General features: G+C 68.6%; 10 protein-coding genes. 6 read left to right on the forward strand and 4 right to left on the reverse strand.

What is annotated here, in order from left to right:
* Nucleotides 1–75: 75 nt before the first annotated feature.
* Nucleotides 76–771, reverse strand: coding sequence for an SDR family NAD(P)-dependent oxidoreductase (locus tag ACIPSA_RS12170; RefSeq protein ID WP_402632413.1), 696 nt, complete (start codon nt 769–771; stop codon nt 76–78).
* 135 nt (nt 772–906) lie between these two features.
* On the opposite strand from ACIPSA_RS12170, the gene ACIPSA_RS12175 reads away from it, so the two are divergent.
* Nucleotides 907–1833, forward strand: a complete 927-nt coding sequence (locus tag ACIPSA_RS12175; protein WP_402632416.1) for a helix-turn-helix transcriptional regulator — start codon at nt 907–909, stop codon at nt 1831–1833.
* Nucleotides 1834–2014: 181 nt separating this feature from the next.
* On the opposite strand, the gene ACIPSA_RS12180 is transcribed toward ACIPSA_RS12175, so the two are convergent.
* Nucleotides 2015–2227: a hypothetical protein gene (locus tag ACIPSA_RS12180; RefSeq protein ID WP_402632419.1), complete on the reverse strand. Its 213-nt coding sequence runs from the start codon at nt 2225–2227 to the stop codon at nt 2015–2017.
* 187 nt (nt 2228–2414) lie between these two features.
* Here ACIPSA_RS12180 and ACIPSA_RS12185 point away from each other — a divergent pair, with 187 nt between their 5' ends.
* Together ACIPSA_RS12185 and ACIPSA_RS12190 are read left to right on the forward strand one after the other, a co-directional pair.
* Complete coding sequence (locus ACIPSA_RS12185; protein ID WP_402632422.1) at nt 2415–3428, forward strand: DUF5131 family protein; 1014 nt, start codon at nt 2415–2417, stop codon at nt 3426–3428.
* Between the two features lie 832 nt (nt 3429–4260).
* A complete protein-coding gene (locus ACIPSA_RS12190) occupies nt 4261–4911 on the forward strand; it encodes a 2OG-Fe(II) oxygenase (protein WP_402632425.1) in 651 nt (216 codons plus the stop codon).
* A 659-nt stretch (nt 4912–5570) separates the two neighbouring features.
* Here ACIPSA_RS12190 and ACIPSA_RS12195 read toward each other — a convergent pair.
* On the reverse strand, nt 5571–8030 hold the full coding sequence (locus ACIPSA_RS12195; RefSeq protein WP_402632428.1) for a tyrosine-type recombinase/integrase: 2460 nt from the start codon (nt 8028–8030) through the stop codon (nt 5571–5573).
* On the reverse strand, nt 8027–9208 hold the full coding sequence (locus tag ACIPSA_RS12200; RefSeq protein ID WP_402632431.1) for a tyrosine-type recombinase/integrase: 1182 nt from the start codon (nt 9206–9208) through the stop codon (nt 8027–8029). Before ACIPSA_RS12200 ends, ACIPSA_RS12195 begins: the two co-directional genes overlap by 4 nt.
* 1411 nt (nt 9209–10619) lie before the next feature.
* On the opposite strand from ACIPSA_RS12200, the gene pcaC reads away from it, so the two are divergent.
* The 3 genes from pcaC (at nt 10620) to ACIPSA_RS12215 (ending at nt 13478) form a co-directional block, all read left to right on the forward strand.
* Nucleotides 10620–11939 carry a 4-carboxymuconolactone decarboxylase gene (gene pcaC, locus ACIPSA_RS12205; RefSeq protein ID WP_402632434.1) on the forward strand — a complete coding sequence of 440 codons (1320 nt, stop codon included), beginning with the start codon at nt 10620–10622 and terminating at the stop codon, nt 11937–11939.
* 71 nt (nt 11940–12010) lie between these two features.
* Complete coding sequence (locus ACIPSA_RS12210; protein ID WP_402632437.1) at nt 12011–12646, forward strand: MBL fold metallo-hydrolase; 636 nt, start codon at nt 12011–12013, stop codon at nt 12644–12646.
* 52 nt (nt 12647–12698) lie between these two features.
* The gene (locus tag ACIPSA_RS12215) at nt 12699–13478 is read left to right on the forward strand and encodes an exodeoxyribonuclease III (RefSeq protein ID WP_402632440.1); all 780 of its coding nucleotides are present in this window, start codon (nt 12699–12701) and stop codon (nt 13476–13478) included.
* The last annotated feature ends 12 nt before the right edge of the window (nt 13479–13490 follow it).

The raw sequence follows: 13490 nt of genomic DNA on the forward strand, positions 1-13490 counted from the left end.
GCAGCCGGTGATGAAGGCGACCTTGCCGTCGAGCTGTCCAACGCGTGTTGCTCCTCTGGTCCGGATGGAGTCGGCTCAGGCCCCGTTGAAGTGCTCGTCGACGAAACCCGGCTTGGCCTCGTCGATCGCCCGCCGGTACCGCTCGGCGATGTGCTCGGGGTCGAACGGGGTGCCCGGCTCGACCATCCCGTTCACCGTGAGGGTGAGGACCCGAATGCCGTCGTCGGCCAGCTGGGTGCCCAGCAGGCTCGCGACCCCGCGCAGCCCCAGCTTGCCCAGGGACAACGTGGCGAGGCTCGGGTGCGGCTGGTCGGCCAGACCACCACCGGTGAACAGCAACGTGCCGCCGCCGGCGGCTCGCATGGCCGGCACCGCGACCTGGGCGGCCACCACCCCGCCGACGACGTCGACGGTGTAGGCGCCCAGCAGGTCCTCGGGCGCGGCCGACAGGAGGTCGTCGGGCGTCAGCTGGGCAACGTTGTACAACACGACGCCGGGCGGGTTCGGGGCCGCGTAGAGCGAGCTCAACGCCTCGCGCAGCTGCCCGGGGTCGGCCGCGTCGACGCGCACGACGGCCACCTCGGCCCTGGTTGGGTGCAGGTCGGCGGCGAGCTCCTCAAGCTTGTCCCGGTGCCGGGCGGCCAGGGTCACCCGGTAGCCGTCACGGGCGAAGCGACGGGCGGTGGCGACGCCGATGCCGGGGCCGGCACCGATCACGAGCAGGTGGCGTGCGTCGGCGGGATGCGGCGAGGGGGACGTAACGGCGGACACGGTAGGAGGGCTCCTTCAGGGCAGGGTGCACAGGGCCGATGGCCGTATCGTTTCCGGTCTTAAGAGTGGTATCAAGTCACCGCTGATGCTAGTTTCCAGACTGAGTGGGGGCTGGCTGGCCCCCGGAGGTTCCTGATGGTTGTGTACACCGTGCCGCGGCCCGAGGAGCCGGTCGCCCCGTCGCCCGGTTCCGGCAACGCGAGCGATCTTGAGAGCCGCGGCGACTCCGACGGCGCGTCTGCCCGGCGCCGAGAGCTCGCCGCCTTCCTGCGCAGCCGACGCGAGCGCATGTCGCCGAGCGAGCTCGGTATCGCGGCGATCACTCGGCGGCGCACCCCCGGTCTGCGCAGGGAGGAGATCGCCCAGCACGCCGGGATGAGCGTCACCTGGTACACGGCCCTGGAGCAGGCCCGCGACGTACGCCCCTCGCCGCAGGTACTCAACGCACTCGCCCGCACACTGCGCCTGGACCACGACGAGCGCCACCACCTCTACCGGCTCGCCGGTGCCGCGGACGACGCCGTGGTCACGGAGTGCAACGCCGTGAGCGCCGAGTTGCACGCCGTGCTGGACAAGCTCGACCCCTACCCCGCCTGCGTCCAGAACGGCAAGTTCGACCTGCTCGCCTACAACAGCGCGATGCGCCTGCTGATCACCGACCTCGACGAGGTGCCGATCGCACAGCGCAACTGCGTCTGGCTCACCTTCACCGAGCCTCGCTGGCGCGAGCGCATCGTCGACTGGGAGCAGGCCGCGGCTCGCCAGGTTGCGAACCTGCGCGTCGCCATGGCCGAGCACGTCGACGACGGCCGATGGAAGGCGCTGGTTTCGCGGCTGCGCGCGGAGTCGTCGGAGTTCGCCGAACTGTGGGACCGGCACTCCGTCCGCGGTGTCGACGCCGGTGTGCTGCGCCAGATCGACAACCCGGCGATCGGTCGAATGACCTTCACTGTCTCCAACACCTGGGTCGCGCCCGGCTCGACGACCCGGCTGCAGGTGCTGCTCCCTGCGGACCCGCACACCGTCGAGCGGCTGACCAGGCTGGTCGCCGACGCCGGCTGAGCCAGCCCCGCGCTCGGCCGGCCCGGTCGTCGGGTCAGTCCCCCGCGGATCAGCAGACCGGCCAGAGCGGCATCGGCCACCGTCTCGCCGTTCGCCCCTGGTCAGCGGCGCGTGCCCGACGATCAGCCGCGGAGGCGGATCAACCCGTTATGGCCACGCCACTCCTGCGGTCCGCGGGCGATCACACGTGGACCGCAACCCCGGTCTCCCCTTGCCGCGCATGCAGGTGGGGCAGGGTGAGCGAGCCGCCCGCGATCGCGAGCATGATCGCGGCCTGGACCACGAGCGACACCACGAAGGCGGTCCCGACGCCGGTCTTCTCGAGCCCGACGAACAACGTGCCCAGCGTCGCCACCCCGAGCGCCAGGCCGGACTTTTGCACCGTGGTGACCACACCACCCCCCACCCCCACCAGGTGCTTCTCTGCACCAAGCCGAAGGGGACGGTCGCTGCCGGTGGTGTGCGGTGAGTACCGGAACGGCTATCGAGTGGACCGAGATTCTCCGCACCAACTGCGCCCTCGTGCAAGCGCTTCTCCCCGAATCCATGATTACTTTCTGTGAGCTTCGGAAGGGGGAGGCATGAGTACCACGACGAAGATCGAGTGGACGCGCGGGGATGACGGCGCGGCCGGCGCGACCTGGAACCCGGTGACCGGGTGCACGAAGGTCTCCGAAGGCTGTGATGTCTGCTACGCCGAGGTGTTCGCCGAACGCTGGCGGGGGATCCCGGGGCACCCCTTCGAGCAGGGCTTCGACGTCCGCCTCTGGCCGGATCGACTGGAGCTGCCACTGCGCTGGCGGAAACCCCGGCGGGTGTTCGTCAACAGCATGTCCGACCTGTTCCATGATCAGGTGCCGGACGACTTCGTGGCACGCGTGTTCGCGGCTATGGGACAGGCGTCGCGTCACACGTTCCAGGTGCTGACCAAGCGTCCCGGCCGGATGGCCTCACTGCTAAACAGTGCAAGGTTCGTCCAGATGGTCCTGGAACACGGAAGTGCCAGGGCGACCGGCTGGGCGTTCAATGTGGAAGCGTCGGCTGCCCATGCTGAGCGATGGATGAGCGGTGGCCTGTGGCCACTGCCGAATGTGTGGCTGGGTACCAGCGTGGAGTCCCAGCGGTGGGCAAAAGTGCGTTTGGACAAGCTCGCCCAGACCCCGGCAGCAGTGCGCTTCGCCTCGTGTGAGCCGTTGCTGGGCGCGCTGGATCTGCGGCCATGGCTCGGTGGCGGGCTGGACTGGGTGATCGTCGGCGGTGAGTCGGGAGCCAAGGCCCGGCCGATGCACCCGCAGTGGGCCCGAGCAGCGCGGGATGAGTGCTTGCATGCGGGCGTGCCGTTTTTCTTCAAGCAATGGGGACAGTTCGCGCCGGAGGCTGCCGGTGCCTGGGTAGGCGAGGACGGTTCCCCGCGCGGTGCGGTGTCGGTGCTGGATGTCCAAGGCGGCCGTTGGAACAGCACGGGGGCTCCTGTCCCGAAGGAGGCAGTGCGAATGCGGCGGGTCGGCAAGGGCCGGGCCGGCCGCGTCCTGGACGGCCGGACGTGGGAGGAATTCCCGACGCCCTCGACCCCGGCGGAAGTAGGCGGTGCCTGACCGGGGCGCGGTTCACTACTGACCGTTTTAGGGTGTCCCGCTATGTCCGCGAAGCGATAGAGGTCCTGTCTGCTTCGGTTCCCAGCCTGGCCGAGTCGTGCGGATAACGTGCCCGCCGCAGCGGTCCTCTGGGATGGCTATCGGGGAAGTGGCGGATCATCTGATGGGGTGAAGTGATCCGTTCGCGGGACTGGTGTGGGTACCAGATTGGGAAATGGCCGAGAGGACCAGCGCCCCATTTCCGCGGAGGACTTCAATGAGCCCGAAACTGCCTGTCTCTGCTGCCGCTCTCACCGTGGGTGCCACTCTGGCCCTGGGGCTCGCGAGTGTTCCATCTGCAGCGGCACAGCCCACCCCGCCGCCAATTTGTGATCCTCCTAATAACACGCCCACTCCGCCGCCCACTCCGCCGTTGTGCCTCAGTGACACCACGGTGGCTGCGGGCGGTGCGCTGACGTTCACTGCAAGGGGGTTCGCTCCCGGCCAGGAGGTCGCCGCGGTGCTCCTGTCGTGGGCGAAGGTGCTGGGCAGGTTCACCGCCGACTCACAGGGCACTGTGACGGGGAGGGTCACCATTCCCCGTCGCACCAATCTTGGACGGCACCTGTTCAAACTGATCGCCCATGACCCGGACCTCACTCTGTCCGCCGAGATCACTGTCACGCCCCCCGGAGATTGCGCACACGGTTGACGACACCGGACTTGCGCTCTCCGGCGTAGCCGCCGGGCTGGCCGCGCTGGGTGGCGCCGTGGTCCTGGTCGCCCGTCCGCAAGTCGGACTGACCTCCGGTCGACGGGCCATATCCCCTTCCTGAGAGCAGGTGATGTCCATATGAGCGTCAGTACGCAAGCGGCGACACTTGAGGGTCTGTCCTTCTCCGGTATTGACGATCGCGGCCAAGCGCTGACGTTCGCGTCGCGGTTGTGCGTGGTTCCTGACGTCCTGAGTCCCTCATGTGCTCAGGAGATGTTGTCCTGGGCCCTTTCTGACCTGGACGGGTTTCAGGCCGCCACCACGATCGACGGTCCTCCGGACGCCCGACGGTCCATGGTGCGTTACACAACACCCCCCCGCCCCTTTGAGGAAGCGTTGGCGACGCTGCTGCCCGCGGTGGAGAGTGTGTTGGGTGTCACAGCACTGGAGAGGCGAGTGGATTGCCAGGTCACTATTCATCAGGACGGTGACTATTTCCGCAGGCATCTGGACATCGGGGAAGGGGGCGCTGCCACTCGACGGATCAGCTTCATCTACTATCTGCACCGGGCGCCCCGGCCTTTCACCGGAGGACAGCTTAGGGTCTACGACACCCTGGCCACCCAGGAGCGGATTTTTCCCGCAGCGTCCTTCCGTGACATCGAGCCGGTCCACAATTCCATCGTCTTTTTCCCCTCAGCTAGCGTCTTCCACGAGGTGCTCCCCGTTTCATGCGCCTCGCACCGCCCGGAGGACAGCCGGATTTCCTTGAACGGATGGGTCCACTGAGAACCTGTCTGAACCTCGGCAAGAAAGGGGCGGCCTCCTGTCATTCTGGCGAGCCGCCCCTGGACGGGCTTGCGTCCGCTCAGTAGAGGAAAAGTCCGTCGAATCGCGCGCCCTGCTCTTGCGTCGGGTCCAGTGGGCGGTAGAGCGGCCCCTGGGCTGGCTGACGTTCCACCCATGCCTGGCCCGCGACGAGGAGACCCTGTCCGCCCACTCCCAAGCATGATCCACCTCGCGATGACCGATCTGATGCCCCGCTGCGTCATCGCATCCAGGGTCTGTTGCAGGCCGGCGACTTCACCGAGCCAGACCCGGTCTCGTGCCTCGGTGATCCGTTCAGTCAGGTTGGTCTCCAGTTCCCTCATCAACGGCAGCCGGCTGGGCTCGGGCCGGAGCATGGGGCAACGAACACACGCTTCTCTGAACTTCTGCTCGATCTTGGTCAGGGCCACGAAAATGGACTGCCGGACGGTCCAGTGTCGTGCGACGATCGGCTGGTCCCGACAACAGGCGCCGCCGGGGTGCCCGAGGTTCTTATAACCGAACCGGTGGGAGTAAGAGGCAGCTCACGGGGTGGCTGCACGCGTGGCGCACGAACGGCGTCCTGAGTAGTCCCCATCGGACCCGGTGGCAGGGCCGGCGACGATGTGCAGGAAGCGGGTTCATCGATCGCCACGTGTGGTGGGGATGCCGAGGTCGACGGCCCTGTGCTGTCCGTGGCGGCGATCGACCTGGCGGAGTTTCTCCTCGGCACCGGCCAGGCTGACATGGAGACCTTCCACCTCGCCGAGCCAGCCTTCCCGTTCGGCTTCGGCGATGCGGGCGATCAAGTTGTCGCGGATCTCGGCAAGGCGTGCCCGTTGGGCCGGGTCAGGTCGGAGGAGCGAGCATCTGACACAAGCGTGCTCATGGAGGCAGGGGGATCCGAAGGCGCGTGCGCAGGTGCCGATGGACACCTTCCGCTTCTCGAAGTGGGCGAGGAAGGCGTCCCACTCATCCTCTGTCGGGATCCGGTATTCCTCGCCGGGACGGGAGGCCCGTCGGCGGGCGATGAACGCCCGGTGGGCCTCGATCGTCTCGGCAGGGTAGACCGCCTTGTATCCGATCGTGGTGTCGATGTTCTTGTGACCGCAGATGACCTGGGCAATGTGCGGGGGCAGTCCGTTCATGATGGCGTCGGTGACGAAGATCCTTCGAAAGTCGTGGGGAGAGAAGGACAGTGCCTCACCTTCGGCGTTGGTCAGCCCGGTCGCGGCCAGCGCATTGATCAGCAGTTTGCGGATCGCGGTCGGTGTGAAAGCGCGGTGCTCGGAGCCGATGCCGCGCTGGAACAGCAGCGGCATCGGCGGGTTCCAGACCTTCTCGCGGACGTCATAGGCGGCCACCAGCGGAACCATCCCGCCGGGGCCGCGCAGTCGACTGATGATGGCGCTGAGGACGTCGGCGAGTTCCGGGCTGACCAACAGGAGTCGCTCGGTGTCGGTCTTGGACGGAGCGATCTGCAGCAGCGGGACGACCTCGCCGGTGGCCGGGAGCCGGTACTGGGTGACGCTGTGGTGCGTGAGTTCCAGGAGTTCCTCGTTGCGAACGCCGGTCAGACGCAGGACCTCGATCGCGGCGAACGCCCAGAAGGCTTCCTCTTCTTCATAGGACAGGTTCCGTCGGCGCCCGCTGGAGGTCTCTTCGGCCCACGTGAGGTGGCCTGCGGCCTTCGGAGCGATGGCTCTGCGCAGGGCCCCGCCGGTGCCGGGGATCAGTTCTCCGGGCTCGGTGTCTCCCGCCGCCTGGAGCAGGCCGGCGGCTTCACGGCGCCGCCGGTCGGTGGTGCCGACCAAGATCGGAAGGACGGGCAGCCGCTCGCGGGTGCGCTGATCCATCCGGGCTTTGCGTCTCTTGCGTTCCTTTGCCTTGTGGATCTCGTCGTCGTTGATCGGACAGGGCACGGCCCATGGCCCCCAGCGGGCCGGTTCCTCGGCCGCCCATTGCGCGATGTCGAGGTAGAACGCTCGGACGCGCATGAGTTCGTCCTTGGCGTTGAGTCGCGGGCTGGAGACCTCGACGCTCTTGCCGTCGGGGCCGACGACGCTGCGCTTCTTGACTTTCAGATCGTCCTTCCAGGCGCGAGCCACCGCCGGGGGCAGCCGCAGTGAGTCGATTCCCGGCGCCAGAGCTTCGATCCGGGCCCAGAACAGGCCCGCGAGCGTGCGCGAGATCGCGTCCGGGCTGGCGAAGTCCAGCGATGGTTGGCGCTCGCGCAGATAGTCCACGATCACGTCGCGTACCGGTTGGCACCGGATCCGGTAGCGGTCCACCAACTCTTCGATGCTCAACTGGCCCAGGGCGAGCCCGAAGGCACGAATCGTGGCCGGCGCATCCTCGGGGAAGATGCCCATGGCCCGCAGCCGCAGGTAGAAGTCGACCTTCTTCTGCCCGCCGCGAGCGTGCACCCGGCGCTGGGTATCGACGAGATCCACGCAGTCGCCGACGGTGATGTCGCCGATCCGTCCGCCCTTGCAGGCCAGCAGAGTGGCGATCCGCGTCGCGGCGATCTGTGCATCCTTGCGCGAGCTTGCTGGCCCGGCGGCGGCCAGCTGGTGCAGGCGCGCGAATCCGTCCGGGTCTCGGACCTGAGCCATTACAGAGGCGAGATACCGGTGCGTGCGGGTGAGCATCCACGGCAGAGCAGGACGGATGACGTCTCCGCAGATCAGCATGAGCAGCCCGGAGGCCAGGTCTTCCCGGTCATACGACGGTGAGGGCCCGCGCTCGCTCAGCCACCGCTGTGGGAGCTCCACCCAGGCGGCTCCGCACAAGTCCTCGGCCCCCGTGGCCATCCAGCGCTGCTGCCACGTATCCCCGGGCTGGCCCGACAGCCAGTGCAGCAGCTTGGTCACCCCACGGCGGCGTCCGGCTCGGGTGCCGTTCGCCGCAGGGAGGAACGGCGGCGCCGTCAGGCGTCGCAGCGTCTCCTCCGACGACTGCGCGGTCTGGGACCACCACCGTTCCGCGGTCCGGGCCGGGAACTGCTCCCGCAGCCGGCTGTTCCGCGCCTGGGCCTGCTCCACGATCGCGTTCGTGATCTCCAACGGCTTGTGCGTCGCGTGCTTGACGACGGCCGTCATGACGAGCGCCCGAACAGGACGTCCAGCGACGCCGGGTCGTAGCCCGGTGCCGACGGCGGAGGCGCCGGCTGGATGTTCTCGCGGGCCTGGCGTGCGTGGTGCGCCAGCACGCCGGCCACGACCTCGTCCTTGTGCGGCGTCAGATATACCTCCGTGGCAGACAAGTGAGCGTGTCCGAGCACCCACTGCACGTCGGACAGCGTCAGCTTCGGGTCGCGCACCATGCGGGAGGCCGCGCTGTGCCGCAGGTCATGAAGGGTCCAGTCGGCGCCGAGCGAGGCGTTGACACGCTCGAACATCCGGTGGGCACCGTGGTAGGTCAGGGGTCGGATCGGGTCTCGCCGTGTCCACCACACCGGCTGGGTGCGGCCTCGCGCAACCTGGCCTTGTACCTCCTGCTGGTAGAGGCGCAGCCATACGAATGCGTCCGCCGATGCCGGCACCTGCTGGACCGCCCGCGAGCCCTTGCGCACCACGCTGATCAACTGCTGGCCGGGGTCGACATCGCGCTGACGCATGCCGATCAGTTCCGAAGCCCGCACCCCGGCGGAGATCCAGAAGGCGACCAAGGCCCGGTCGCGGTTGGAGGGCAGCGCCGCGAACAGCTTGTTGAACCATGCTTCCGGAATCGAGCGCGGGATCCGCCGCGGCAGGCTCGGCCGGTAGCGGCCCACCCGCTCGGGCCTCCAGCCGTCCATCGGATTGTGGTGCGCGTGAGCCCGCCCAGAGCGGCGGGACAGATCCAGCGGGAACGGGTTGAGCAGCGGGCCGGTCCCCGCATCGCGGTGCACATCGTAGAACCGGCGCAGGACCGTCTCGCTGTGCACGACGGTGGCCGGAGCATATCCGGATCCGGTCGACGGCTTCCCGGTCACCGGGTTCGCAGCACCGGCTCCCCGTACCGCTCGCGGGCCATGGGCCTTGATCTTCCTGGGTTTGACGGTCTCTTGGATCCAGCAGCTGAAGTCCCGGCCCTCCCGACGGGTCGCCTGGTTCCAGGAAACGTCCACGGCCTGCAAGAACCGCCACCACCGCAACAGATCCATCCCGTAGGAACGAACCGTCGACGGCGCTTTCCCCGCGGCCAGCAACTCCTGGAAGTAGACGGCGACCGCCTCGACGGCCGCTCCGTCGGGATCGATCAGCCGGTAGGGCTCGTACCGATCACCGGTCTCCACCAGCCGACCCCACCGGGGAACCACCAGGGCCGCCAAATCTCGTCGGGAAGCATCGTTCATCACGACCGGTGACCGTAATGCTCGATGACTCCATCCGCTCACTGAACTGGGCAATCTCTAGGGTTCGTTCAGTCAACGGGGCGTGCTCATGCGTGCAGGACGTGCCGTAAGGACGTCCGCAGGAGCCGAGTTCGACCTTGCGCTTGTCGAAGTGCGCGACTGTATGCGCGACGCAGTCGCCACCACCGCAAGCGCCGTAGCGAACTGGCCGATGAACTGACACGGACGTGCCGCGCGCGTCGGGCTGCAGCTGAGCGGGTGCAGTCGGCAGGTACTGCACAGAGGCCACTTACCCCTGACGGAGAAGCCCCAGCCGTGCCGGATCCACGCGACGAAGTACTAACAGCGACGCAGTAGGCGCTGCTTGGTGAGCGGCTGGCCAGATATCCGGTGCAGGACGACCAGGTCACTCCTACTAAGCTTGGCAACGCCATTCGGCGCTTGGAGGAGTACGGATATGACCGGTATCGCCTAGATTCTCAGGTGCTTTGGAACGAGCTCACCGCGATGGCACCCGAGCAAGCTCGCCGGCAGGTCGACACCGCGCGCACCAGCGTCGACTTCTTCATAGCCCTGCTGTACGGGCACATAGTCCTCGTCGCCATGGCCCTGTGTGCCACATCGGTTGATAGTGCCGATCCTCCAGTTCTCCTCGGCACGGCCGGCGTCCTCTGCGCTCTGTGCCCGCTTTGGTATCGGGCCGCGGTTGCAGCGACTGATGAATGGGCGGCAGCCGTCCGCGCACTGGTCAACCTGGGGCGCCACCCATTGGCTCAGGCCATGGGCCTTGACCTGCCACAGGACATCGCAGAAGAGAGAGGAAAGTGGCGGATGGTCTCTCGGATGTCCCGTTCCCGGTTCCACGACCGAGCTGTCGCTTTGAACCGCTTCCGCTCCCCGCCTGGCATGTGCGAGCCTCGGTGAACGACCGCCCGGTGACGACGGGAGTCAGCGCTGGCATCTGTGGGCGTGTTGCGTCTCCCGGATGCGACTTCTCGTCTGACGTGGACGTGGAGGCGGGCCGAACAGCTGCTCGCAGGATCGTCTCGCGGTGGTCCCAGGCGGGGTGGACGAGGTGCCCGTACACGTCGACCGTAGTTTTGATCAGTCGCGTCGACCCCGCGCCCCCGCGGGGATGCTCCGCGGATGGTGATGGTAATCGCTCCTGCGGGGCCGTCGACCCCGCGCGCTCAGGACTACTACGAGCGCCGATCAAGGAGGGTAAGTTCCGTCGCGAAATCGTCCCTTGCCTCAAGCGCTACGCGGCCCGGGAGGTCTTCCACCTGGTCGGACAGCTGCAGCCAGGACCCCGCTCATAGGGGCTGTCGTGACAGATGAGAAGCTCAGGCGGGTGAGTGAGACACCGATGAACACCCTGCAATACCGCTTTGACGGGCCAGAAGACGCCCCGGTCCTGATCCTCGGTCCCTCACTGGGTACCACATGGCACATGTGGGACCGGCAGGTCCCGGAACTGGTCAGACAGTGGCGGGTCTTCCGGTTCGACCTGCCGGGACACGGCGGCGCCCCCGCCCACCCGGCGGGCTCGGTCGCCGAGCTCGCCGCCCGGCTGCTCGCCACTCTGGACGGGCTCGGCGTGCAGCGGTTCGGCTACGCGGGCTGCGCGCTCGGCGGCGCGATCGGAATCGAGCTGGCCCTGCGCCGCCCGGAGCGGGTCGCCTCGCTCGCACTGGTCGCCGCCTCGCCGCGGTTCGGGACGGCGGACGAGTTCCGGCAGCGCGGGGTGGTCGTGCGGACGAACGGGCTCGACCCGATCGCCCGCACCTCACCGGACCGCTGGTTCACCAGCGGGTTCGCGGCCGCGCAGCCCGCGATCACCGAGTGGGCCGTGCAGATGGTGCGCACCACCGACCCCGGCTGCTACATCGCAGCCTGCGAGGCGCTGGCCGGGTTCGACGTCCGCGCCGAGCTGGCCCGCGTCGGTGTGCCGACGCTGGTCCTGGTGGGCTCGGACGACCAGGTCACCGGCCCCGCGGAGGCCCGCACCCTGGTCGCCGGCATCCCGGACGCCCGTCTCGCGGTCGTCCCCGGCGCCTCCCACCTCGTCCCGGTCGAGCAGCCCGCGGCCGTCACCGACCTGCTGGTCCGCCACTTCTCCACCGCCTGGCAGCCCGCCTTCGACTCGTCCACCGGCCAGATGGCCATCCCGGGGACCCCGGTGAAGCCGGTCCCGGCCACCGCGCCGCAAGCCGCTCCGCGGGTCGCTCCCCAGGCCGCGCCCATCGCCGAGATCGCCCCCGCCGTCGTACCGCCGCAGCCCCTGGGGCCGCCCGACCGGTACGAGACGGGGCTCAAGATCCGCCGGGAGGTGCTCGGCGACGCGCATGTCGACCGGGCGCTGGCCCAGGCCGACGACTTCTCCGGGGACTTCCAGGAGTTCATCACCCGGTACGCCTGGGGCGAGATCTGGGACCGGCCCGGCCTCGACCGGCGCTCGCGCAGCTGCGTCACGCTCACCGCGCTGGTCGCGGGCGGTCACCTGGAGGAGCTCGCCTTCCACACCCGCGCGGCCCTGCGCAACGGACTCACCCCGGACGAGATCAAGGAAGTGCTGCTCCAGGCGGGGGTCTACTGCGGTGTACCGGCCGCGAACAGCGCGTTCAGAGTGGCGCAGCAGATCATCCGCGAGGAGACCACTCCGTATGAGTGATCGTCAGCCGGGTGGCAGGAGCACTACGTTGAGGTGACCCCCGGCCGCCCGCGCGGGGGCAGGATGGTCCCATGAAGCTCACGAAGAAGTCGCACGCCTGCATCCGGTTGGAGAAGGACGGGCGCACGCTCGTCATCGACCCCGGCACCTTCAGCGAGGAGGACGCTGCGGTCGGGGCGGACGCCATCCTGGTCACGCACGAGCACCTGGACCACTTCAACGAGGACCGGCTGCGGGCCGGCATGGAGGCGGACCCGGGCGTCGAGATCTGGACCCTCGCATCCGTCGCGGAGAAGATCTCGGCGGCCTTCCCGGGCCGTGTGCACACCGTCGGCCACGGCGACACCTTCACCGCGGCGGGCTTCGACGTCCAGGTCCACGGCGAGCTGCACGCGGTGATCCACCCGGACATCCCGCGCATCACCAACATCGGCTTCCTGATCGACGGTGGCCGTGTGTTCCACCCCGGTGACGCCCTGACCGTCCCCGACCAGCCGGTGGAGACGTTGATGCTCCCGGTGATGGCCCCCTGGAACAAGATCTCCGAGGTCATCGACTACGTCCGCGAGGTCAAGCCGCAGCGCGCCTACGACATCCACGACGCCCTGCTCACCGACCTCGCCCGCCCGATCTACGACCACCAGATCGGCACCCTGGGCGGTTCGGAGCACCTGCGGCTGACGCCGGGGGACTCCGCCGACCTCTGAGCCGGAACCGGGCGGGACGGCGTTGTCGGTCCCGCCCGGTAGGTTGTGAAGCATGCGCATCGCGACCTGGAACGTGAACTCGATCACCGCACGCCTCCCGAGGCTGCTGGCCTGGCTGGAGAGCAGCGGCACGGATGTGCTCTGCCTGCAGGAGGCCAAGCTCGCCGAGGAGCTGTTCCCGTTCGACCAGCTGCGCGAGGCGGGCTACGAGGCGGCGGTGAACGCCACCGGCAGGTGGAACGGCGTGGCGGTGATCTCCCGCGTCGGCCTGGAGGACGTCGTCAAGGGCCTGCCCGGCGACCCGGGCTACGAGGGCGTCGAGGAGCCCCGGGCGATCTCCGCGACCTGCGGCCCGGTCCGCGTCTGGTCGGTGTACGTGCCGAACGGGCGCGAGGTGGACCACCCGCACTACGCCTACAAGCTCCAGTGGTTCGAGGCACTGAAGGCCGCCGTCGCGGGCGACGCGGCCGGCAGCCGCCCGTTCGCGGTCCTGGGCGACTACAACGTGGCGCCGACGGACGACGACGTCTACGACGTGGCCGCCTTCGAGGGCCTCACCCACGTGACCCCCGCCGAGCGCGCCGCCCTCACCTCCCTGCGCGAGGCGGGCCTGTCCGACGTCGTACCGCGCCCCCTCAAGTACGACCACCCCTTCACGTACTGGGACTACCGCCAGCTCTGCTTCCCCAAGAACCGCGGCATGCGCATCGACCTCGTGTACGGCAACGAGCCGTTCGCCAAGGCGGTCAAGGACGCCTACGTCGACCGCGAGGAGCGCAAGGGCAAGGGCGCCTCGGACCACGCGCCGGTGGTCGTGGACCTGGAGGTCTAGGGCCTGTCCGGC

Source organism: Streptomyces sp. NPDC086549, from assembly GCF_044746205.1.
Taxonomy (GTDB): domain Bacteria; phylum Actinomycetota; class Actinomycetes; order Streptomycetales; family Streptomycetaceae; genus Streptomyces.

What these genes read in the sequence shown, in the direction of transcription:
- ACIPSA_RS12195 (WP_402632428.1), bottom strand. Translation starts at nt 8,030, where the DNA reads ATGACGGCCGTCGTCAAGCACGCGACGCACAAGCCGTTGGAGATCACG.
- ACIPSA_RS12190 (WP_402632425.1), top strand. Translation starts at nt 4,261, where the DNA reads ATGAGCGTCAGTACGCAAGCGGCGACACTTGAGGGTCTGTCCTTCTCC.
- ACIPSA_RS12175 (WP_402632416.1), top strand. Translation starts at nt 907, where the DNA reads ATGGTTGTGTACACCGTGCCGCGGCCCGAGGAGCCGGTCGCCCCGTCG.
- ACIPSA_RS12215 (WP_402632440.1), top strand. Translation starts at nt 12,699, where the DNA reads ATGCGCATCGCGACCTGGAACGTGAACTCGATCACCGCACGCCTCCCG.
- ACIPSA_RS12185 (WP_402632422.1), top strand. Translation starts at nt 2,415, where the DNA reads ATGAGTACCACGACGAAGATCGAGTGGACGCGCGGGGATGACGGCGCG.
- ACIPSA_RS12210 (WP_402632437.1), top strand. Translation starts at nt 12,011, where the DNA reads ATGAAGCTCACGAAGAAGTCGCACGCCTGCATCCGGTTGGAGAAGGAC.